The sequence below is a fragment of the Lysinibacillus sp. NPDC097287 genome (assembly GCF_044761695.1).
GTDB lineage: Bacteria > Bacillota > Bacilli > Bacillales_A > Planococcaceae > Lysinibacillus.
On sequence record NZ_JBIWCX010000006.1, the window covers coordinates 111,218 to 133,363 of the forward strand.

Below are 22,146 nucleotides of genomic sequence, written 5' to 3' on the forward strand. Positions count from 1 at the left end.
GTGTTGGTGGTTTTCTTATGAAAAACGAGAAGATAAAAAATTTACGATAAAAAGTGAGTAGGTTGAACAATGATTTATCTTGATAATAGTGCAACGACAAAGCCGCATAAAGAAGTGATGCAAACATTTTTGGCGGTCAATGAACAATATTATGCCAACCCTGCTTCAATACATGCAATGGGTGTAGAATCAAATGAACTATTGATGCGTGCGCGAGAGCAAGTTGCAGATATTTTGCATACGGATGCAAAAAATATACTTTTTACATCAGGTGGCACAGAATCTAATAATACAGCCATTCTTGGTTTGGCACGAGGTAATACAAATAAAGGTAAACATATATTAACAACAGTCATTGAACACCCATCTGTGTTAGAATCAGTGAAGCAACTTGAAAAAGAAGGCTTTGAAGTGGAGTATTTACACGTTGGGAAAAATGGCGTTATTTCATTAGAAGAGTTGCGTGCAAAAGTACGTAAAGATACAGTGTTAGTGAGTATAATGCATGTTAATAACGAAATGGGTGCAATTCAGCCAATTTTTGAAGCTGCAAAAATTGTGCATGGGATGAGTCGCGCAGCTTTCCATGTCGATGCAGTACAAAGCTTCGGCAAATTACCGATTGCCTTTAACGATGAAGATGGTCCAGACTGCATCACTATTTCTGGTCATAAAATTCATGGCTTTAAAGGTTCGGGTGTACTAGCATTCCGCAAAAAGATGCAGTGGGAACCGTATGCACTTGGCGGAGGACAGGAATTCGGTTTACGTAGTGGAACAGTTGCTGTACCACAAGCAGTAGCACTAGCAAAAGCAGCACGTATGGCAGTAGAAACGATGGCTGTACATGCAGCAAAATTCCGTGAGTGGAATGATGAAATTTGTGCAACGTTAAGAAGTTATGGTGACGAGGTGCATATTATATCAACAAATGAAGGTGCAGCACATATTTTATCGTTTAGCGTGCGTGATTTAAAAGGTGAAATAATCATTAATGCCCTCCAAAAGCGTGGTGTTATTGTATCTACATCAAGTGCTTGTTCATCGAAACAAACGAAAACAAGTCATGTTGTTGAAGCTTTACATATGGATGAGCATTATAAAAATGGCGTCATTCGTGTAAGCTTCGGTGCACATGTTACAAATGAAGAAATCGTAAAGTTTAAACTTGTAATAAACGAAGTACTAATGGAACTAAAAGGAGAGCTTTTACAATGATTTGGAAAGAAATTTTAATTCGATACGGTGAGTTATCGACTAAAGGGCGCAACAAAATGGACTTTATCCGTCGCCTACGTGAAAATATCCGCCATGCTTTTGCTGATTTAGGTCAATTACACATCCGCACAGAGCGCGATCGTATGTTTATCGCGATTCAAGATGAGGCACAAATGGATGTATTACTTGAAGGGTTACCGAAAATTTTTGGGATTCAATCATTCAGTCCAGTAGCAGCTTGTGAAAAAGATATGGACGAAATGAAGGCTCTAGCAATTACGATAATGGATACATTTAAAGATGAACAATTAACATTTAAAGTGGAAGTTAAACGTACAGATAAAAATTTCCCATTGGATTCTCATGGGATTCAACGTGAAATTGGTGGTCACGTGTTACCACAGTATCAAAATTTATCGGTAAAAGTAAAAAAACCAGATGTTGAACTTCGTGTAGAAGTGCGTCATGATGCAACATATATGATGGCACAAGTAATTCCTGGCGCTGGCGGTATGCCAGTCGGCTCGAATGGTAAATCATTACTAATGTTATCAGGCGGTATTGATAGCCCTGTTGCTGGCTATTTAATGATGAAACGTGGTGTACGCTTAGAAGCCATTCATTTCTTCAGCCCACCATATACAAGTCAAAATTCACTTGAAAAAGTAAAGGTATTAGCAAATGAATTAACAAAGTTCGGTGCAAATATTCGTCTACACGTCATTCCTTTTACAGAAATTCAAGTACTCATTAAAGATAAAGTACCGTCAAACGTTTCTATGACAACGACTCGTCGTATGATGTTAAAAATTGCAGATCAAGTTCGCGAAGAAATAGATGCACTTGCAATTGTTACTGGTGAAAGTCTTGGGCAAGTGGCAAGTCAAACACTTGAAAGCTTAACTGCTATTAATGCAGTAACGAATACACCGATTTTACGCCCGTTAATTGCAAGTGATAAATTAGAAATTATTGATATTGCTGAAAAAATCGGCACATATGAAACATCAATACAGCCTTTTGAAGATTGCTGTACAATATTTACTCCAGCAAGTCCTAAAACAAAACCGAAGCTTGAAAAAGTCGAGCACTACGAAAGCTTCTCTGATTTCGATGAATTAATCGAACGCGCTGTCAAAAACCGTGAAGTGTACATCTTCCCGAAAAAAGAACAGCCAGTCGATAAATTCGCAGATCTTCTATAAGTAAGAAAAGAACCGTCTCAAAAGCAATATTGAGACGGTTCTTTTCTTATGAAATCAAACTTTCCTTTGCAGTCATATATTACCTCTGATTTATTTCGTATTAAAAATCTAATAAAGCACATTCTATATTCACAAAGGAGGTGAGCAACATGACATCGAACAACAACAGTTCAAACAAACTTGCAGTACCTGGTGTACAACAAGCACTTGATCAAATGAAATACGAAATTGCACAAGAATTTGGTGTTCAATTAGGTGCTGACGCGTCAGCCCGTGCTAACGGTTCCGTCGGCGGTGAAATCACTAAACGTCTTGTACAAATGGCTGAATCTCAATTAAAAGGGATGCCAAAACAATAACAAATAAAAACTCAAATTATGAGTAATTATTTGGCTAAAGACCAGTGACCTTTTAGGCACTGGTTTTTAGTTTGCTTAAATGGCTCAATTTTATGAATGAAAAGTTTTTTTAAAATTTACAACCGTATGTTGAATGTCATTGCTTTCACTAATCGCAGAAATAACAGCTACTCCATCAGAGCCAGCTTCGATTACTGTGTGTGCATTGGAGTTATCTATGCCACCAATGGCGACAATGGGTAATTCAGGATGCTGTGAACGCACTTTCTGTAAAAAAGCTGTACCACTTGGCGCATTTGCATCATGTTTAGAACGAGTTGCAAAAATTGGTCCTATCCCAACGTAATCTGCGCCGTATTGTAAGGCTACTTGTAGTTCAGCATCCGAATGTACAGAAATGCCGAGAAGCATGTTGCCAATTTTTTCTCGAACAATTGAAATGTGTAAATCATCTTGCCCTATATGAATGCCATTTGCGTTTAATTTTATAGCAAGATCTACATCATCATTGATGATAAACGGCACGTGATATTGCTGACATAATTTTTGACAATCACGCGCAAATTTTTCATAAGTATAGCCAGTGAAGGCATTGAGCCCTTTTTCACGGAATTGAAACATCGTAATCCCAGCTTGTAAGGCTTCTTCAAGTATGGCTAATGGTTCGCGTTGTTTAGCATTATCAGAACCCATGATGAAGTAAAGCTGTAAATTCTCACGCTTCAAGCACGGTCACCTCACAAGCTTCAATATTTTTTTTATAAGCAAAATGATTTGTTGGTCCGTGACCATTGCCAATATACAGATCATGTGTAATTGCCATTTGAATAAATTTCTTTGCTTCTACAATGGCTTGTTCTAATGGCAACTCTTGTGCAATAAAAGCTGTTAATGCTGCTGAAAATGTACAGCCTGTACCATGTGTATTTTTAGTGTTTATACGCTTTGATTGCATTGTAAATGTTCGTCCATCATTAAAAAATACATAATCGGTAGCGTATTTTTCATCACTTAAATGCCCACCTTTAATAACAACACATTGCACGCCTAATTGTAAAAGTGCTTGTGCAGCTTGCTGTATATCAGTAACATTTTCAATTTTACTGCCCGTTAGCACTTCTGCTTCTGGAATATTTGGCGTAAGTACAGTCGCTATTGGTAGTAAATGAGTGCGTAATGCTTGGACGGCTTCTTGCTGTAATAAGTTTTCGCCGCCTTTTGCAATCATTACGGGATCAACAATAAGAGGGACTTCCAAATCAGTAATCAAACTGGCGATTTTCTGAATAATGTCCGATGAAAATAGCATGCCCGTTTTAATAGCACCAATTGGGAAATCCTCTAATAGTGCAAGAAATTGCTTTTCAACAAAACTTACTTCTATCGGTAAAACGCCAGTTACACCTAGTGTATTTTGTGCCGTCACGGCAGTAATGACAGATGTGCCGAATACTTCTAATTCTTGGAACGTTTTTAAATCAGCTTGAATGCCGGCACCGCCGCCACTATCTGAGCCAGCGATTGTTGTAACAATACGCATTATTTTTCACCTTCCTTTGAAAGACGATGTAGTTCATTAAGTACAGTTATTTGAAAATCACCAATATATTGTGTGATCGAATTGGCATTTTCAGCAATTTTTTTATAGGTCATTAACGTATCAGCTAGCTGTGCAAAAGGTTCATCTCCCGCGACATACGCAGCACCACAAATGGCACTTAGTAAGCAACCTGTACCTGTAATTTTTGTCATTTGGTGATGCCCACCTGCAATCCATTGTGTTTGTAAACCGTCAGTTATGAAATCCTGTTCACCAGTAACAATGACAATACATTTGTATTGTTGCGCAACTTTTTTTGCTTCATCCGATAGTGCCATTGAACCACTGCCGCTATCAACACCTTTTTGTTGCCAGCTTACATTCGCAATGGCAGCAAGTTCTCCAATATTGCAACGAATAAGGACAAATTTAATTTCTGCTAATAGTTGTTGTACTGTTTCTCGGCGGAAAGTCGTAGCGCCAGCACCAACTGGATCCAATATAACGGGGATACCTAGTGCATTTGCTTTTTTTCCAGCAAGTAGCATCGATTCTTTTGTCCGTTCATTTAGTGTACCAATATTGATTAATAAGGCAGACGCAATCGATACCATTTCTTCAACTTCATGTAATTCATCTGCCATGACTGGAGAAGCACCAATGGCTAATAAGCCGTTTGCTTGGAAATTTGCCACAACATAATTCGTGATACTATGAACAAGAGGCTGTTTTTTTCGAATAGCTTGTAAAATCATTGTACTCTCTCCGGAACCCAATTTTCCTTTGTCCAAGCCATTTCCCAAAATTGTAATTCGTAATAACAGCTATTTTTAAAATGACTCTTTAAGATCGCTAATTTTTCTGGAGAAGCTGCTGCAGCATAAGCGTTCATCATTGAAATTTGTGTTTGAATTGTTACTAGGAAATCCTCACTACTATACATAGCAATCCAATCTTCATATAGCTTAACACCAGGTTTTGCATCTTTGTAATACTGCCCTATTTCTAAATACAGCCATGGACAAGGCATCATTGCAGCAAATGCCTCAGCCACATCACCATTATGCACAGCACTGTACATGTGATTAATATAATTGATAGCACCTGGAGCAGGTTCACTTTGCTCGAGCTCCTCTTTGGTTACATTTAATTCTAAAAAAACAGAACGATGTAATTCGAGTTCAGCTTCATTAATGAACTTCGCCGTTTCTGTGTAGTACGCGAATTCTTCGGGTGTCTCACATTTAGCCGCTGCATATGCTAATACCTTTGCATAGTGCTTTAAATAATATGCATCTTGAATCATATAGTATTTAAATTTATCAATAGGTAAAGTCCCGTCAGCAATCCCTTTTACAAAGGGGTGCTGAAAACTTCCTTCCCAATAGATATCTGTTTCTTTTCTTAATTCATCACAAAATGTCATTATAAGTCCTCCTCTAATTGGTGAACGTAAGCATGCAAAAAAGCTCTTTTTGTTCGTGAAATACACGTAAAAAGAGCTTCTTCATCAAGAAAATGATGTACTGCTCCCTACGTCAGTATTAACTAACAGGTTCAAAGGGTCAGGTTTTACCTTCTCAACTCAAGATGAGTCCCCCCGCAATCAAAATATTTAGTTGAAAATTGGAACAAAAAAAGCTCTCCTATAAGAATGAGGAGAGCGTATGTACAAGAAAAGCACATCGTGATTGTACATTGCTCCCTACGTCAGTGTTAACTAACAGGTTCAAAGGGTCAGGTTTTAACCTTCTCAACTCAAAATGAGTCCCCCTGCAAACATTTGATTTGTCCACAATGTACCATACTTTCCCTGTATGAACAAGGGAAATTTCATTTTATATGAAAAGCGATGACTGATGCCATATGCAAGAGTATGATAGTTGTCATGACTTTTAATAATTAGAGTATTTTTCATTGAAAACTATAAAAATTGAGTTTTATAATGAGCCTAACAAAGGGGGCAATAATGATGAAACGACAAGATCTAATCGCACCAGAATGGTATAACATTGTAGAGGAATTTGAAAATTATGCACAAAATCCTGAGAAAAATGCATTAATTGTTTATAATGAAAACGAAGAAATTGACTATATAACATATGCAAGTTTACTAGAAAAAGCGAATCAAGCAGCGAATGTGTTAACAGCACAGGGATTAACAAAAGGGGATGTTATTCTCATTATGGTGCCTAGATCTATTGAGGCATATGTTGCATATATCGCTGCATTAAAGGTTGGTTTGGCTATTATTCCAAGCTCTGAAATGCTTAGAGCGAAAGATATTGATTATCGTATTTTACACGCTGATGCCAAGGCGGTCATTGCTTATGAACCGTATATTGCACAATTTGACGATGTTGAACATTTAGACGGTTTACAACAATTTGTAATCGGCCATGCACATTCACCGTGGCAACCATTATTTGAAAAGATGGAACAGCAACCTACAACTTTTATCAGTACAACATCGACCAAAAGTACAGATGTAGCATTTCTTGCGTATACGAGTGGGACAACTGGAAATCCAAAAGCCGCTATTCATACTCATAGTTGGGGCTATGCGCATTTACGTACGACGGCACCGAATTGGCTAGGTGTACAAGAAAATGACATCGTTTGGGCAACTGCAGCACCAGGTTGGCAAAAATGGATTTGGAGTCCGTTCCTTGCAACGTTAGGAAGTGGTGCTACAGCATTTGTTTATAAAGGTAAGTTTGATGCAGCTACGTATTTAACATTACTCGAAAAGTTCAAGGTTAATGTTCTTTGTTGTACGCCTACAGAATATCGCTTTATGACGGCGCTTGAAAATTTACGTGACTACAATTTAACAGAAGTTCGCCAAGCAGTATCTGCAGGAGAGCCGTTAAATAGTGAAGTGGTGAAAGTTTTTTCAACTACATTTGACTTGCAAGTGCGTGATGGCTACGGTCAAACCGAAAATACATTACTCGTTGGAACGATGGTTGGTATGGAAGCGCGTGTCGGCTCGATGGGCAAACCAACACCGGGTAATACGGTAGCGATTATCGATGATTTTGGTAATCCAGTTTCGGAAGGTGTTGTTGGTGATATTGCGGTACACAAAGAAACGCCTGCGCTATTTAAGGAGTATTTTAAGGATCCAGAGCGTACAAGTCTACAATTCCGAGGAGATTGGTATGTTACCGGTGACCGTGCATATAAAGATAAAGACGGCTATTTTTGGTTTGAAGGGCGAGGCGATGATGTGATTATTTCTTCAGGTTACACTATTGGTCCGTTTGAAGTGGAGGATGCATTAATGAAACATTCTACTGTGAAGGAAGCTGCAGTTGTAGCAAGTCCAGATGAGGTTCGAGGTAATATTGTGAAGGCATTTGTTGTTTTGCGCGAAGGGATTACCGGAGATTCGTCGCTTATTCAGCAATTACAAGATCATGTAAAGTCTTTAACAGCACCATATAAATATCCGCGTGCTATTGAATTTGTGGAGGAATTGCCCAAGACAGCTTCCGGCAAAATTCGTCGTGTAGAGCTACGTCAACAAGAGCAAATACAATATAATCAATAATTATTTCCTGGGGAATAATGTCGAAAATCAAAGTTCAAGCACATTATATGAACTTTGATTTTTTTATGTGTTAAAATTGTTATTTACGGCACAATGAATTACGGAAAATTCTTGCATAATATTGCAGATAAATGAAACGTTTTATACATTTAGACGTATAACATTTTAAGGAGGCGGAAAAGAATGAATGCAAAAAGGTGGGTAGCCTTAGTTGTTGCGGGTGTATTACTAGTAGTTTCACTAGGAATAAATACGGTATTTGCGTTTTTAAAAGCTGATTTTTTCGGTAACTTTGACAGCGTGATGGCGGGCAATAATTTAGATGTTTATGAAACTGTATTAGAAGGAAATAATTTTGAAGAACGAATTGCTCATTTAACATTGGATGGTACGATTCAAGATGTTGGTTCTGGTTCGGTATGGCAACAGGTTGGCTATGATCATCAGTTTTTCTTAGGGCAATTAGATAATATTTTAAATGATGAAACGGTGCAGGGTGTTGTATTAAGCGTAAATACACCGGGTGGTGGCGTCACAGAATCTGCAGAGATTTATAAAAAGCTCCTACAAATCAAAGAAGAACGACAAATTCCAATTTACGTATCAATGGGTTCTATGGCAGCATCAGGTGGTTATTACATTGCGGCACCAGCAGACAAAATCTTCGCAAATCGCGATACGATTACAGGTTCAATTGGTGTCATCATGCAATCTATTAACTATCAAGCGCTTGCTGAAAAAGTAGGTGTCAAATTTGAAACATTTAAATCAGGTGAGCATAAAGATATGCTAAGTCCGATGCGTGATGTTACAGCAGAAGAGCGGGCAATGATGCAAGAAATGATTAATGAGTCATATGAAGAATTTGTTGATATTATTGAAAAGGGTCGTAACATGTCGGAAGCAGACGTGAAAAAAGTAGCGGATGGTCGAGTTCTAGGTGGCACAAAAGCACTTGAGGCAGGTCTAATAGATGAAATTGGCGATAAAGAAGCGACAATTGCTGCATTACGTGCGGATTATGGCTTAGAAGATGCAGAACTATTCGAATACACATATGATGTGGGTGGCTGGCAGTCTTATCTTGGCATGAAAATTGGTTCATTCATTGGGCCATCAGCTGAAGAAAAAATGCTGATAAAGATTATGGCGGACTATAGTGCGCCAAAAATGATGTACTTATACGGTGATTATTAAGGGGGGCATATCATGACTAATAATGATTTCGTTGTGCAAGGGCCATTTCCTGATGACGCCGAATTAACAAGTTATACGCAAATACTACCAACAAAAGAACGACACTATACATTAAAAACGGCTGGCTTTTGGGTGCGCTTTTGGGCGTTTTTAATTGATTCTCTCGTTATATCAGCCGTTATTGGCATTTGTATTAACCCAATATTTTACTTAATGGATTGGTCGTTATCAGATTCGACTTGGTATGCACCAATCTCCATTATTTCAGCTGTTATTTATTACTTATATTTTGTATTGATGACAAAATTTTTAGGGCAAACATTAGGAAAAATGGCATTCGGTCTACGTGTTGTATCGTTAAAGAAAGAAACATTATCGTGGTCTGATGTAATATATCGTGAATGGATTGGTCGTTTTATTAGTAATTTTATTATGTTGTTGTATGTCTTTGTGGCAATTTTGCCAGACAATCAAGGCTTACATGATTACTTTGCTGATACAACGGTAGTACATGAGAAAATTTATGTAGAAAAAGATCTCGAAAAGCCAGCACCAGCTGCACAGGAAACAGTAAAAGTGCCTGAAGTGATTGAAGAATCAACAAAAGAATAATGATTGAAGGACCTCTAACAAGTTGTTAGAGGTTCTTCTGTTAATAAAGTATCTAGTCCTTAAAAATTGCGTGAATAACGTGCTCTTAGAAATGGCCTCTACACCAAAATCTGTACTAGAAAGTTCCTTTAACTACAGTAACGTGGGGTCGATTTCCGTTCCGGCTAGGCGCTTTCCGGGGGGCGTCCGATGAGCCGCTTCACTCGCTACGCTCGCTCCAGGGTCTCATCTAGGACGCTAATCCCCCAGGAGTCGCCCAGCCTCCACTCCAATCAACCAGCAATCTAAAATTAGTATGTACTTTCATTAAACGCTACCCTTAACTTTGGATGATGAATACAAATGATATAAGTAATACCATCAGATCAATGCAAGATGCCTACCTGCACAGTAGTCCTTTTATCTTCATTCAAAATTAAATTGGTCCACCATCTTTTACTATCTCGATAAGAATATTCTAGTTGATTGGAGTGGAAGGCGGCGACTCCTAGGGGATCAGTGAGCAACTTGAGACCCTGCAGGAGCAACGCGACGAAGCGGCTCAAGGCTCGCCCCCAGGAACGCGTCCGCCTGGAACGGAAATCAACGGGGCCCTTGAACAAACTCTCATAAACGCTCACAAAGAGTTTATTAGCGTAATTGTTTTTCAACAATATGACCTCTAACAAGTTCTTGAGGTTTTCATTTGTATAGCCAAGCTGTCTGAGTTGCAATTAATTCCCTACATTTAGTAGTATTATGTACATATGAAGAAATAGGAGGCGTTAACATGGCACAAGTCACTTTCAAAAATGGCCCAGTAACACTAATCGGTAACGAGGTAAAGGTTGGAGACCAAGCACCAAATTTTACAGTGTTAGATAATGGACTAGCACCTGTTACTTTAAAAGATTCAGAGGGTAAAATTCGTTTATTTAGTGTTGTACCGTCATTAGATACAGGCGTATGCGACGCGCAAACTCGTAGATTTAATGAAGCAGCAGCTGAATTAGGAGACAATGTTGTGATTTATACAGTATCTGTTGACCTTCCATTCGCACAAAAACGTTGGTGTGGTGCTGCAGGAATCGATGCAGTACAAACAGTATCGGATCACCGTGACCTTTCATTTGGTGAAGCTTACGGCGTATACATTCAAGAATTACGTCTACTTACACGTGCCGTATTCGTAGTGGATGCAGCTGGTAAAGTAACTTACGTTGAGTATGTTCCAGAAGCAACTGATCATCCAAACTACGAAGCAGCAATTGCAGCTGTAAAAGCACTAGCATAAATAGATTCTTTTAGGCTAAGATAGTACCAGACGACGGGGCTGTGACAAAGGTGTTTGTCACGGCTCCTTTCTGTGTGAAAGGAAGTTTTGTATGGAAAAGATTGAAAAACTATTTGGCATGATGAATACTCATGCGGAGAAAATAGAAAAAGAGCAAGATGCTACATTTTTAGAGGGTATCTTAGATGCACTTGAAACCTGGTTGGACGGTGAAGTAGATTTCACGGTTGAAGGGGCAACAAAGGAAGATATTCGTAAAGCAGTGCAAATCGCTATTTTAAAAGGAATGCGTAAAGGTTCACAGCCAAATCATCAAATGACGCCTGATACACTTGGCTTACTTGTTGGCTATTTTGTGGAACAATTTTTCGAGGAGCGCCTAGAAAAAGAGAAGATTTCTATAATGGACCCAGCTGTTGGAACAGGGAATTTATTATTAACAGTGATGAATTTACTTGATGGCAAGGTAGAGGCAACTGGTGTAGAAGTAGATGAATTACTAATTCGTTTAGCGGCAGCGACAGCTGATTTAACAGAGCAACCTGTATCGTTATATCGCCAGGATGCATTGCAAGATTTACTGGCTAACCCAGCAGATGCAATCGTATGTGATTTACCAGTTGGCTATTATCCAAATGACGAAGTAGCACTTGATTATGAGCTATGCGCGGCAGAAGGCATGAGCTATGCACATCACCTATTTATCGAGCAATCGGTGAATTATACGAAAGATGGAGGCTATTTGTTTTTCTTAGCTCCAACGCATTTGTTTGAATCAGAGCAATCAAAACAGCTGCATAAATACATTAAAAAGCATGCATGGATACAAGCGATTATTCAATTACCTGATACTATGTTTGCCAATAAAGCACATGAAAAGAGCATTGTGATTTTACAAAAACAAGGCGAGGGTTATAAGGCACCGAAAGAAGTGCTTTTAGCAAAAGTGCCGAATATGCAAAATAAACAAGCACTTTCTATGTTCTTTGAAAAAGTACAAATGTGGAAAGAAGCGAAATAATAAAAAAGGTATCCAAGAAACTTGGATACCTTTTTATGTACGGAGAAATTATTGTTCCGGCGTACGGATAACAAGTACGTCGCATTTTGCAGAACGTACGATTGCTTCAGAAACTGATCCGATAAGGAAACGTTCTACAGCGTTAAGACCAGTAGCGCCACAGATGATTAAGTCTGCGTCTACAATAGTAGAAAGTTCTTTTGTTATGATATTTTTTGGAGAGCCATATTCGATTACAAGGTTAACATTTGTTATGCCTTCTTCTTCTGCTTCTTTTTTGTAGCCGTTTAATAATTCTTCAGAGAATGCTTGTGCACGCTCAGCGATTGAACGGTCATATGCTTCGATTGCAGCGAAAGAACGAGTATCAATAACATTTACTAAGTTAAGAACTGAACCTTCATTACGTTTTGCTACATCGATTGATTTACGGAAAGCGTATTCAGCCTCCTTAGAACCGTCAACTGCAACTACAATACTTTTATAATGATTAGCCATTTGTATTACCTCCCTGTCTTTATATTCTGATTATACCAAATGATTGCTTAAAGGAAATACTTTCATAGAGAAAATTTGTGAAAAAGTGAAGGCATTCACTGTAAAATGCTGAGAATCTCGTTAATAATCACTAGATTTTGTAGAAGGTAATCAGTGTAAACTATGAATTAGAAGTGCTTTAATTAAAGCATTTTCAATGCTTATTTGGTAATATGGAAGGGTAAGGGATGATTAAGAGATTATTCATATTTCATATGAAGTGGAAGGGGTAGAAATCTATGAAAATTGGGATTCCGAAAGAGCTTAAAAATAATGAAAATCGAGTGGCAATGACGCCAGCAGGAGTCGTGTCACTAACAAATTCAGGACATGAAGTATTTATTGAGTCAGGTGCGGGTATCGGTTCAAGTTTTACTGATGCTGATTATGTAGCAGCTGGTGCACATATTGTAGCGACAGCGAAAGAAGCATGGGCGCAAGAGCTAATTTTAAAAGTGAAGGAACCTATTTCATCTGAATATGATTATTTTTATGAGGGACAAATATTGTTTACATATTTGCACCTAGCCCCAGAGCGGGAGTTAACTCAAGCGTTATTAGATAAAAAGGTTGTAGGTATAGCTTATGAAACAGTGCAATTAGCGAATGGTTCATTACCGCTATTAACGCCTATGAGTGAAGTTGCAGGTAAGATGGCGACGCAAATTGGTGCACAGTTTTTAGAGAAAATTCACGGAGGAAAAGGTATTTTACTAGGAGGGGTGTCAGGTGTACCTCGTGGTAAAGTAACAGTCATTGGTGGCGGTATTGCAGGGACAAATGCAATTAAAACGGCTGTTGGTATGGGAGCAGACGTGACAGTCATTGATTTAAGCCCTGAACGTCTTCGTCAATTAGAAGATGTATTTGGACGTGAAGTACAGACTTTAATGTCAAATCCTTATAATATTGCAGAGTCTGTGAAAAATTCTGATTTAGTCATTGGTGCTGTGTTAATTCCAGGTGCCAAGGCTCCAAAGCTTGTGACAGAAGAAATGATTCAGTCGATGCAACCAGGTTCAGTAGTGATTGATATTGCGATTGATCAGGGTGGGATTTTTGCAACGTCCGATCGTGTGACGACGCATGATAATCCGACGTATGAAAAGCATGGGGTTGTACACTATGCAGTGGCAAATATGCCAGGTGCAGTACCTCGTACATCCACAATCGCATTAACAAATAATACGATTCCGTATGCATTACAAATTGCGAATAAAGGATTTAAACAGGCATGTATTGATAATCTAGCATTGAAAAAAGGTGTCAATACGTTAGACGGACAAGTGGTCTATAAAGCTGTTGCCGAGTCTCAAGGATTACCATATGTACATGTAGATGACTTAATGACATTAAGTTAATAAGAAAGGAAGCGCCATTTCGTATGGACGCTTCCTTTTTGCATTTATAGTACTGTCAATGTTTTTGGGAATTTCGTTAACACTTCAACACCATCATTTGTAACGACAACATCATCTTCAATACGCACACCAGTCACATCTGCTTTATAGACACCTGGTTCGATTGTGAAGACCATGCCTGCTTCCATTGTCATGTCGTTTGAACCTGTTACCGATGGGAATTCATGAACAGAAATACCAAGACCATGACCAAGGCGGTGAGTGAAATATTCACCGTACCCTGCATCTGTAATCGCATCACGTGCAATTTTGTCTAAATCCATCGCACGAACACCTGGTTTTACAGCTGCAATTGCATTCATATTGGCAGTAAGTACAGCGTTGTAAATGTCTTTTTGTGCTTCAGAAGGTTCTCCGTATGCAACAGTTCGTGTAATATCTGAACAGTAACCGTCATAAATCACGCCAAGGTCGAATAACACCATATCGCCTTTTTGAATTTTGCGAGTCCCCGGTGTTCCATGCGGTGAAGCTGTTTTTGGTCCACTTAATACCATTGTTTCAAATGACATCTTGCAACCCTTTTCTTGAATTGCATTTTCAATCGCTGTTAGGATTTCTATTTCTGTTTTACCTTCAGCAATTTCTTTACAGCCAACTTCAATTGCGTAATCTGCTAGTTCTGCGGCCTTGCGTAATTTAGTTAATTCTGTTTCGTCTTTTATCACTCGCATAGCATTAATTTTTTCATCGAGACGTACATAGCTTGCTTGTGGGAATAATTGTTGTAGTGCTTCTAAACGTTCTACGATTAAGTGTGCCTTCTCAATGGCAAAAGTCGTTGGATTCTCACCACGTGCTTTAATGGCATCAGCTAACACGACCATAGAATCTTGAGTATCTTGGTGACCAATTACTTCATATGTCCAGCCAGCTGCTTTTGCATCAGGTATTTCCATTTGAGGACAAATTAAAAAAGGCTCCGCTTCTTTAAAAATCATGACGCCTAGTAATCTTTCATGTGGATTGCTTTTAAAACCTGAGACGTAAAAAACATTGTCAGGTGTTGTTATAAAAGCGGCATCAATATCATTTTCAAGTAAATAATTTTTAATTTCTTCATACTTTGACATCGTATTTCCTCCCCGTGCAACAGCAAATTTTCTAATCTTGTATAGCATATCAAAAAAAGGGAAATAACGCATTTGTAGCGAATTAAGCAAGGGTAGAAAACATTATGTTAGGAGGAATTATTGATGGAAATTAGTTATCACGGACATTCGGTTGTAAAAGTTCAAACAAATGGTACAACAATTTTAATCGATCCTTTTATTAATGGAAATACTTTAACGGATTTAAAAGTAGAAGAGGAAGCACCCGATGTTATTTTGTTGACCCATGGGCATAATGATCATGTTGGAGATACAGTTGAGCTGGCAAAGAAAAAGGATGCCCTTGTTATCGCACCACATGAACTGGCAAACTGGATTTCATGGCAGGGAGTGAGAGCGCACCCAATGCATATTGGCGGCGCTAGGGAGTTTGATTTTGGTAAGGTCAAGTTTACTCAAGCTTTCCATGGTTCTTCGTATACGACAAATAGTAATGAAATCATTTATATGGGTATGCCTGCTGGGATTTTACTTTTTATTGAAGGCAAAACCATATATCATGCTGGTGATACAGCATTATTTAGCGATATGAAATTAATCGGTGAGCGGCATCCAATTGATGTAGCATTTGTTCCGATTGGAGATAATTTCACAATGGGACCTGAGGATGCAGCTTGTGCAGTAAGTTTCCTTAAGCCTAAAATTGTTGTGCCAATTCATTACAATACATTCCCACCAATCGAGCAGGATCCACAAATTTTTGCAAATTTAGTGGGAGATGCAGATGTGCAAATTTTAAAGATTGGCCAAAAAGTAAACTGTTACTAACAGATTTACAGGCTGTACTATATAGTTTAACAACGTGTTAATAGTTGAAATGATGGGCGGGGTTGTGATATTTCATCACTTATACTCAATACTTTTGTGAAAAATATGGTACACTAGGAGCAGAATAGATTGCTTGAGAAATAGGTGATATTTTGTCTACTAAACATGAAAAAATTTTACAATACATCGAATCCTTGCCTGTGGGTGATAAAATTTCAGTGCGCCAAATCGCGAAAGAAATGCAAGTAAGTGAAGGAACAGCTTACCGTGCCATTAAGGAAGCGGAAAATCGCCGTTTAGTCAGCTCGATTGAACGTGTAGGAACGATTCGTATTGAAAAGAAAAAGAAAGAAAATATCGAAAGATTAACATTTGCTGAAATTGTCAATATCATAGATGGACAAGTGCTTGGCGGAAAAACTGGTCTACACAAAACGTTAACAAAGTTTGTGATTGGTGCAATGCAGCTTGAAGATATGATGCGCTATACAGATGCAGGTAGCTTGTTAATCGTTGGTAACCGTATGAAAGCACATGAAAATGCATTACGTGCTGGGGCCGCAGTTCTTATTACAGGTGGTTTCGATACCACAGAGGATAATAAGCAACTCGCAGATTCACTCGATATGCCGATTATTTCAACGAGCTATGATACATTTACTGTAGCGACGATGATTAACCGTGCGATTTATGATCAACTGATCAAGAAAGATATTTTGTTTATCGAGGATATTTTTATTCCGATGGCGGAAACCTCGGTGCTTCGAAGTGACGAAACGATACATCATTTCCAGAAGTTAAACGAACGTACAACACATGGGGCGTTCCCAGTTGTAACGGTGAATAACAAATTAGTGGGTATGATAACAGTAAGAGATGTTATCGGTAAAGAAGATGATGAACTTATCGAAAAAGTAATGACGAAGAATCCAATCGCTGGTTCAATGAAAATGAGTGTGGCTTCAGCTGGACATCGTATGATCTGGGAGGGCATTGATTTATTGCCAGTAGTGGATGATGATAATATTTTACAAGGTGTTATTAGTCGTCAAGATGTCTTAAAGGCATTGCAACATGCGCAACGTCAGCCACAGCATGGTGAGACAATCGATGACCTAGTGAAGAATGAAATGAAGGTACTTGGCGATGAAAATTTAATCGTAGAGTTTAAAGTGACACCACAAATGACAAACCAGTATGGTGCGATTTCTTATGGAGCCTTTACTACATTATTAGCAGAAGTAGGTTCATTTGCTTTGAAACGTCGTAAGCGCGGTGACGCGATTGCTGAAAATATGAACATTTACTTTATTAAGCCTGTACAAATGGAAAGCATTCTTACAGTTAAACCTCGTATATTAGATATGAGCCGTAAGTTCGTGAAAATGGACTTTGAGGTGTATAGTCATCAAACGCTTGTTGGAAAAGCGATGATGACGTTCCAACTATTGGAGCGTTAAACTGTAGCTTCCATCGACGAAGGGGTGACCTAGTAGCTAGGTCACCCCTTTATCTTCATTCATCTCACCTCTATAGGTTGTGAGATAAATGTGGTATTAGTCTTCTTTTTCAGTGGGTGTCCAGATGTTTTGTGCGCGAAAGCGAAGCGTCAGCAGCAAACGCCTGCTGAATGAAGATTAAGCCTCCGGCGGATGTCACAGATTTTGAAAGGAGTTTAAAGAAGAAGTTAGCCTAAGTACGTCGCATCCATGCGGCAACAGCTAACTGACCTGCATCACGCAGGCCTAAGCACAATTCAAAATCTGGACGCAATTACGCCAAGGCGAAATTGATAGGTTTATTGATTAATTTGGAATTCTTCTTCAACAAATTGTCCATAGTGGCGTACTTTTTTGACATTTTCTATAATAACAAAGATGCCTAGAATGACAAGAATTGCTACAATTATAAATGTAAATAAACCAGGGAATAAATAAGCTTGGTTTAGTGCGAATAGTAAAATAAACGCGCCAAGTCCTACGTTAGCTTTGCATTTATACCAATTTTTAGCGATTGGTAATTTTGAGCGAAACTGTTTTGTTTTAAAGTAAAAATAAACAACAAACGATATAATAATCGCAAAGACAAAAATTAAATTGAGCATAGTAAACCTCCTAGCATAACTAGTAATTATTGTAACGATAAACTGGAGAAAATGCGAACGGATTTTACTATCATTTTGGAGGAAACTATTTTGAAGAGACAAATCATCGACACAATTGCACAATACGATACTATTGTTATTCACCGCCACGTGCGTCCAGATCCAGATGCATATGGCTCACAATTGGGTTTAAAAGAGCTGATTTTAGCAAACTATCCAGAAAAAAAGGTATATGCTGTCGGAGACCATGATACTTCTTTGTCGTTTTTAGCTATGCCTGATCAAATTTCTGATGATGTATATAAAGATGCGCTAGTCATTGTAACAGATACGGCAAACACTGAACGTGTCGACGACCAACGTTATACGAATGGTAAAATGGTGATTAAAATAGACCATCACCCAAATGATGATGCATATGGTGATTTCCGTTGGGTGGACACAAATGCAAGCTCATGTAGCGAAATGATCTATGAGTTATTCGAAGAAGGAAAAGACGTGGCAAATTGGAAACTCTCAGATACATCAGCAAGACTTTTATTTGCTGGTATCGTAGGGGATACAGGACGTTTCCAATTTCCGAGCACTACGGTCAAAACATTTAAAATTGCTGGTGAGCTAATTACATATAATTTTGATCGTAATCAAATTTTTGACGGCATGTATGAGATGGACCGTAAGTTGCTCAATTTACAAGGCTATATTTATCAAAATTTCGAAATGGATGAAAACGGAGCTGCATATGTAAAGCTAACAAAAGGCTTACTAGCTGAATTTGATGCAGTACCATCTGAAGCTTCTTTATTAGTAGGCTGTCTAGGTAGTGTCAAAAACATTTGTGCTTGGGTAGTGTTTATTGAAGAAGAAGATCAAATTCGCGTGCGCCTACGCTCTAAAGGTCCTGTTATTAATACATTAGCGAAAGAATTTAATGGTGGTGGGCACCCTCTTGCCTCAGGTGCTACAGCATATTCTTGGGGAGAAGCAGAACGAGTAACAAAGCGTTTACAAGAAATTTGTGCAGCGTATAACGCATAAATGAAAGGTTGGGATACTATTGACACATGTATACACACAAATGCATACGAGCGCGGATTTGCTTCAGAGTACAATTCGACTTGAACAATTGATCCCATTTTTACAAGAGCAAAAAACACAAGCCTGTGCAATCGTTAATACGAAATTGTACGGGCTTTTGCCTTTTTGTAAAGCAATGCAGCAAGCAAACTTACATGTAGTAATGGGATTAACTGTGACAGTGCAATGGCAGGATATGAAAATGGCTCTTGTACTTTATGCACAAACTCAGGAAGGCTATCAAAATTTATTAAAGATCAGTAGTGCTGTGTCTATTAGACAAGATGAGGTATTACCGTGGAAATGGCTTGAAGGCTACCAGACGGGGTGTATGGGAATGCTTACTGGTGCGGATCGCCAAGAGGACATGGAGGCTTGGAAATCTTTTGCTAGTAATCTACATACGGTCTTTGGTGAGCGATTTTTTGTCGGCATAGCAAGACCATTGGGAACTGTTTCTGAACAAGAAGCGGCTATTGTTTCTTGGTGTGCGGCTGAAAATATTGCGATTGGCGCTACACATTGTTGTTATTTTTTACGACCGGAGGATCACTTCGCCTATGAGGTAGCAAGAGCGATTGACACGGGTGAAAAGCTTAATGAAGGAATGTATACTGCGGATTCGCAAGGGCAATTCGCTCCAACATCAGAGGAGTGGAATACTTGGTTTTTAGATCGACCGGAATGGCTTGAAAAGAGTGCGAGTATGCTAATAAGCTGTACAGCTGAAATACCAGAAGTGCATATACAGATGCCAAAATTCCCTGTGCCAACGGAAGAAACAGCAGAGAGTTTACTCGTGAAGGAGGCTTATGCAGGACTAACAGCTAGGTTACAGCAGCCATTAACACAGGAATATCAAGAACGACTCGACTATGAGCTTGGTGTTATTTGCTCAATGGGGTATGCGGATTATTTCCTAATCGTAGCTGATTTTATGCGCTATGCGAAAGAGAATCGTATTTTAACAGGTCCGGGTCGTGGTTCCTCTGCAAGTTCACTTGTGGCGTATAGCTTATCAATTACCCAAGTCGATCCGTTAATGTACGGTCTACTATTTGAACGATTTTTAAATCCAGAACGAGTAACACTGCCGGATATTGATATTGACTTTGTAGATTCTAAACGACAAAAAGTTATTCAATATGTAGCACAGAAATATGGTAAGGCAAATGTAGCACAAATCATTACTTTTGGGACATTGTCGGCAAAGGCTGTTGCTAGAGACGTAGCAAGGGTTTTTAGTTTTGAAGCAGAAACGCTCGAAAAAATCTCAAAAATGATTCCGAATAAACCAGGCATAACACTACAAAGAGCATACGCAGAGTCTCAAGTACTTCAACAGTGGATTGCAGAAAATGAAATGCATGGCCGGTGGTTTGATGTGGCATTAAAGTTAGAAGGCTTACCGCGAAATGCGTCAACACATGCTGCTGGAATTGTACTTGCACCAACGCCTTTAGTAGAGACAGTACCGATTGAAGAAGGACATGATGGTATTTATTTAACACAATGGCCGATGGGAGATGTTGAAGCAAGTGGGCTTGTGAAAATGGATTTTTTAGGCTTGCGGAATTTAACGATATTAGAGCAAATTCGCTGGTCGATTTATAAAGCGGATGGCCCGTGGATAGAGTTTGAACGAATTCCAATGCACGATGAGAAGACGTTCCAGTTACTGCAAGCCGGTGATACGACGGGAATTTTTCAATTAGAATCCGATGGAATGCGTCAAGCATTACGAGATATTTGTCCAACACATTTTTTAGATATTGTGGCCGTCAATGCATTGTATCGTCCAGGTCCGATGGATTTCATACCTGTGTACGCAAGGCGTAAAGCTGGCAAGGAGTTGGTTGTGTTGCCGCATCCTGTGTTAGAGCCGATTTTACGCGAGACCTTTGGCGTTATTGTGTATCAGGAGCAAATTATGCGCATTGCCTCGGTGATGGCAGGCTTTACGATGGGCCAGGCAGATTTATTACGCCGAGCGGTAAGTAAAAAAAATCGTGAAGTGCTAGAGGAGCAACGAGCGGTGTTTGTAAGTGGTGCCATACAGCAAGGCTATGAGTTAGCGGTAGCAGAGGAAGTATATGCATTAATCGTTCGTTTTGCAGATTACGGTTTTCCGAAAAGTCATGCCGTAGCGTATAGTATAATTTCTTATCACATGGCTTATTTAAAGGCGCATTTCCCGAAAAGTTTTTACGCAGCATTATTATCAAATGCTACTGGAAATACAGACAAAATTCAGCAACTTATTGCAGAGGCAAGAGATAAGGGAATCGTATTTTATCCTCCCTCACTTTTACAAAGTACAAAGTTCTTCACTGTTGAAAATGAAGGAATCCGTTATAGCTTATCGGGTGTGAAAGGTGTACCACAGCCGTTCTTAGATAAGTTAATGATGTTGCGTAAAGAGAATCGATCTGCATTTGATAATTTGTTTGATTTAGCGGTTCTATTAAGTGCACAGCATTTTAAACTAAAAATTATGGAATCATTAATTTTTGCAGGGGCACTAGATTATTTAGGGAAAGACCGAGCAGTATTACTTGCAACATTAGAGGCGGCTGTAAAGCAAGCAGAATTGCTTCGTCCAACTGATGATATTGATTTAGAGTCGGCCACGGCGTTTAGCTTTGGTAAACCAAAATATATGCAAGCAGAACCGATGCCAAGAAAAGAAATGCTGCAACATGAAAAGGATAGCCTTGGCTTTTATATTTCTACTCATCCAGTTGTAGAGGCAAGATTACAATGGCAGGAAGTCAATGCTACATGTCGAGAGCTCAAGCAAATGCGTGAAGGAACGCTTGTCAAAATGATCGGAATGATTGAAGAAGTGAAAGTAATTCGTACGAAAAAAGGCGAGCAAATGGCTTTTGTACAACTACAAGATGAATACAGTTCCGTTTCAGCAACACTGTTTCCACAAGTGTTCCAGCTTGTACAAGATATGTTACAAGAAGATGAGATACTTTACATTGAAGGTACTCTCGAATTGCGGTTTGGTAAGCAACAGGTGAAAGCAAAACATGCACAAACGACGAAATAATAACTGAAATTAAAGAAATTTTAAAAACTGCATGAATTCCATGCAGTTTTTTCTTTACATTTATACTGTTATTTTGTAAGATATAGTC

Annotated in this window: 20 protein-coding genes and 2 riboswitches; of the genes, 13 read left to right on the forward strand and 7 right to left on the reverse strand. The window is 38.9% G+C overall.

The window, feature by feature from the left end; all coding sequences use genetic code 11:
* Window positions 1–69: 69 nt before the first annotated feature.
* The 3 genes from ACIQ2D_RS10685 (at window position 70) to ACIQ2D_RS10695 (ending at window position 2,782) form a co-directional block, all read left to right on the forward strand.
* The gene (locus tag ACIQ2D_RS10685) at window positions 70–1,218 is read left to right on the forward strand and encodes a cysteine desulfurase family protein (RefSeq protein WP_402863594.1); all 1,149 of its coding nucleotides are present in this window, start codon (window positions 70–72) and stop codon (window positions 1,216–1,218) included.
* On the forward strand, window positions 1,215–2,423 hold the full coding sequence (gene thiI / locus ACIQ2D_RS10690) for a tRNA uracil 4-sulfurtransferase ThiI (protein WP_402863597.1): 1,209 nt from the start codon (window positions 1,215–1,217) through the stop codon (window positions 2,421–2,423). The genes ACIQ2D_RS10685 and thiI overlap by 4 nt, the downstream gene beginning before the upstream one ends.
* Before the next feature lie 149 nt (window positions 2,424–2,572).
* Window positions 2,573–2,782 carry an alpha/beta-type small acid-soluble spore protein gene (locus ACIQ2D_RS10695; RefSeq protein WP_402863600.1) on the forward strand — a complete coding sequence of 70 codons (210 nt, stop codon included), beginning with the start codon at window positions 2,573–2,575 and terminating at the stop codon, window positions 2,780–2,782.
* A 90-nt stretch (window positions 2,783–2,872) separates the two neighbouring features.
* On the opposite strand, the gene thiE is transcribed toward ACIQ2D_RS10695, so the two are convergent.
* Genes thiE through tenA form a run of 4 tightly spaced genes read right to left on the reverse strand, consistent with a single transcriptional unit; the run spans window position 2,873 to window position 5,748 of the window.
* Entirely contained in the window at window positions 2,873–3,508 is a 636-nt protein-coding gene (gene thiE / locus ACIQ2D_RS10700; protein WP_402863603.1) for a thiamine phosphate synthase, read from the reverse strand.
* A complete protein-coding gene (gene thiD / locus ACIQ2D_RS10705) occupies window positions 3,498–4,322 on the reverse strand; it encodes a bifunctional hydroxymethylpyrimidine kinase/phosphomethylpyrimidine kinase (protein WP_402863606.1) in 825 nt (274 codons plus the stop codon). Before thiD ends, thiE begins: the two co-directional genes overlap by 11 nt.
* Complete coding sequence (thiM, locus tag ACIQ2D_RS10710) at window positions 4,322–5,077, reverse strand: hydroxyethylthiazole kinase (RefSeq protein WP_402863609.1); 756 nt, start codon at window positions 5,075–5,077, stop codon at window positions 4,322–4,324. Before thiM ends, thiD begins: the two co-directional genes overlap by 1 nt.
* Complete coding sequence (tenA, locus tag ACIQ2D_RS10715; protein ID WP_402863612.1) at window positions 5,074–5,748, reverse strand: thiaminase II; 675 nt, start codon at window positions 5,746–5,748, stop codon at window positions 5,074–5,076. The genes thiM and tenA overlap by 4 nt, the downstream gene beginning before the upstream one ends.
* An 87-nt stretch (window positions 5,749–5,835) precedes the next feature.
* Window positions 5,836–5,934, reverse strand: a riboswitch (TPP riboswitch).
* A gap of 73 nt (window positions 5,935–6,007) precedes the next feature.
* Window positions 6,008–6,107, reverse strand: a riboswitch (TPP riboswitch).
* Between the two features lie 187 nt (window positions 6,108–6,294).
* Between tenA and mbcS the strand changes: the two genes are divergently transcribed.
* The 5 genes from mbcS (at window position 6,295) to ACIQ2D_RS10740 (ending at window position 11,981) form a co-directional block, all read left to right on the forward strand.
* Complete coding sequence (mbcS, locus tag ACIQ2D_RS10720; RefSeq protein WP_402863927.1) at window positions 6,295–7,878, forward strand: acyl-CoA synthetase MbcS; 1,584 nt, start codon at window positions 6,295–6,297, stop codon at window positions 7,876–7,878.
* A gap of 183 nt (window positions 7,879–8,061) precedes the next feature.
* Window positions 8,062–9,075 carry a signal peptide peptidase SppA gene (gene sppA / locus ACIQ2D_RS10725; RefSeq protein WP_402863615.1) on the forward strand — a complete coding sequence of 338 codons (1,014 nt, stop codon included), beginning with the start codon at window positions 8,062–8,064 and terminating at the stop codon, window positions 9,073–9,075.
* Window positions 9,076–9,087: 12 nt separating this feature from the next.
* Window positions 9,088–9,687: an RDD family protein gene (locus tag ACIQ2D_RS10730; RefSeq protein ID WP_402863618.1), complete on the forward strand. Its 600-nt coding sequence runs from the start codon at window positions 9,088–9,090 to the stop codon at window positions 9,685–9,687.
* Window positions 9,688–10,456: 769 nt separating this feature from the next.
* Entirely contained in the window at window positions 10,457–10,960 is a 504-nt protein-coding gene (tpx, locus tag ACIQ2D_RS10735) for a thiol peroxidase (protein ID WP_402863621.1), read from the forward strand.
* 91 nt (window positions 10,961–11,051) lie between these two features.
* Window positions 11,052–11,981 (forward strand): class I SAM-dependent methyltransferase, encoded by a 930-nt coding sequence (locus ACIQ2D_RS10740; protein WP_402863624.1) that lies wholly within the window; start codon window positions 11,052–11,054, stop codon window positions 11,979–11,981.
* 48 nt (window positions 11,982–12,029) lie between these two features.
* Here the strand turns inward: ACIQ2D_RS10740 and ACIQ2D_RS10745 are convergent, their stop codons facing one another.
* Window positions 12,030–12,479 (reverse strand): universal stress protein, encoded by a 450-nt coding sequence (locus ACIQ2D_RS10745; RefSeq protein WP_402863627.1) that lies wholly within the window; start codon window positions 12,477–12,479, stop codon window positions 12,030–12,032.
* A 278-nt stretch (window positions 12,480–12,757) separates the two neighbouring features.
* Here ACIQ2D_RS10745 and ald point away from each other — a divergent pair, with 278 nt between their 5' ends.
* The gene (ald, locus tag ACIQ2D_RS10750; protein WP_402863630.1) at window positions 12,758–13,879 is read left to right on the forward strand and encodes an alanine dehydrogenase; all 1,122 of its coding nucleotides are present in this window, start codon (window positions 12,758–12,760) and stop codon (window positions 13,877–13,879) included.
* Window positions 13,880–13,923: 44 nt separating this feature from the next.
* Here the strand turns inward: ald and ACIQ2D_RS10755 are convergent, their stop codons facing one another.
* Complete coding sequence (locus ACIQ2D_RS10755; RefSeq protein WP_402863633.1) at window positions 13,924–15,012, reverse strand: M24 family metallopeptidase; 1,089 nt, start codon at window positions 15,010–15,012, stop codon at window positions 13,924–13,926.
* Window positions 15,013–15,135: 123 nt separating this feature from the next.
* On the opposite strand from ACIQ2D_RS10755, the gene ACIQ2D_RS10760 reads away from it, so the two are divergent.
* Window positions 15,136–15,819: a metal-dependent hydrolase gene (locus ACIQ2D_RS10760; protein WP_402863636.1), complete on the forward strand. Its 684-nt coding sequence runs from the start codon at window positions 15,136–15,138 to the stop codon at window positions 15,817–15,819.
* Window positions 15,820–15,971: 152 nt separating this feature from the next.
* A complete protein-coding gene (locus ACIQ2D_RS10765) occupies window positions 15,972–17,279 on the forward strand; it encodes a DRTGG domain-containing protein (protein ID WP_402863639.1) in 1,308 nt (435 codons plus the stop codon).
* A gap of 338 nt (window positions 17,280–17,617) precedes the next feature.
* Here ACIQ2D_RS10765 and ACIQ2D_RS10770 read toward each other — a convergent pair whose 3' ends face one another.
* Window positions 17,618–17,923: a YtpI family protein gene (locus tag ACIQ2D_RS10770; protein ID WP_402863641.1), complete on the reverse strand. Its 306-nt coding sequence runs from the start codon at window positions 17,921–17,923 to the stop codon at window positions 17,618–17,620.
* 90 nt (window positions 17,924–18,013) lie between these two features.
* Between ACIQ2D_RS10770 and ACIQ2D_RS10775 the strand changes: the two genes are divergently transcribed.
* Both ACIQ2D_RS10775 and dnaE read left to right on the forward strand, forming a co-directional pair.
* Window positions 18,014–18,961 (forward strand): DHH family phosphoesterase, encoded by a 948-nt coding sequence (locus tag ACIQ2D_RS10775; protein WP_402863644.1) that lies wholly within the window; start codon window positions 18,014–18,016, stop codon window positions 18,959–18,961.
* Between the two features lie 19 nt (window positions 18,962–18,980).
* On the forward strand, window positions 18,981–22,058 hold the full coding sequence (gene dnaE / locus ACIQ2D_RS10780) for a DNA polymerase III subunit alpha (RefSeq protein WP_402863647.1): 3,078 nt from the start codon (window positions 18,981–18,983) through the stop codon (window positions 22,056–22,058).
* Window positions 22,059–22,146: the final 88 nt, after the last annotated feature.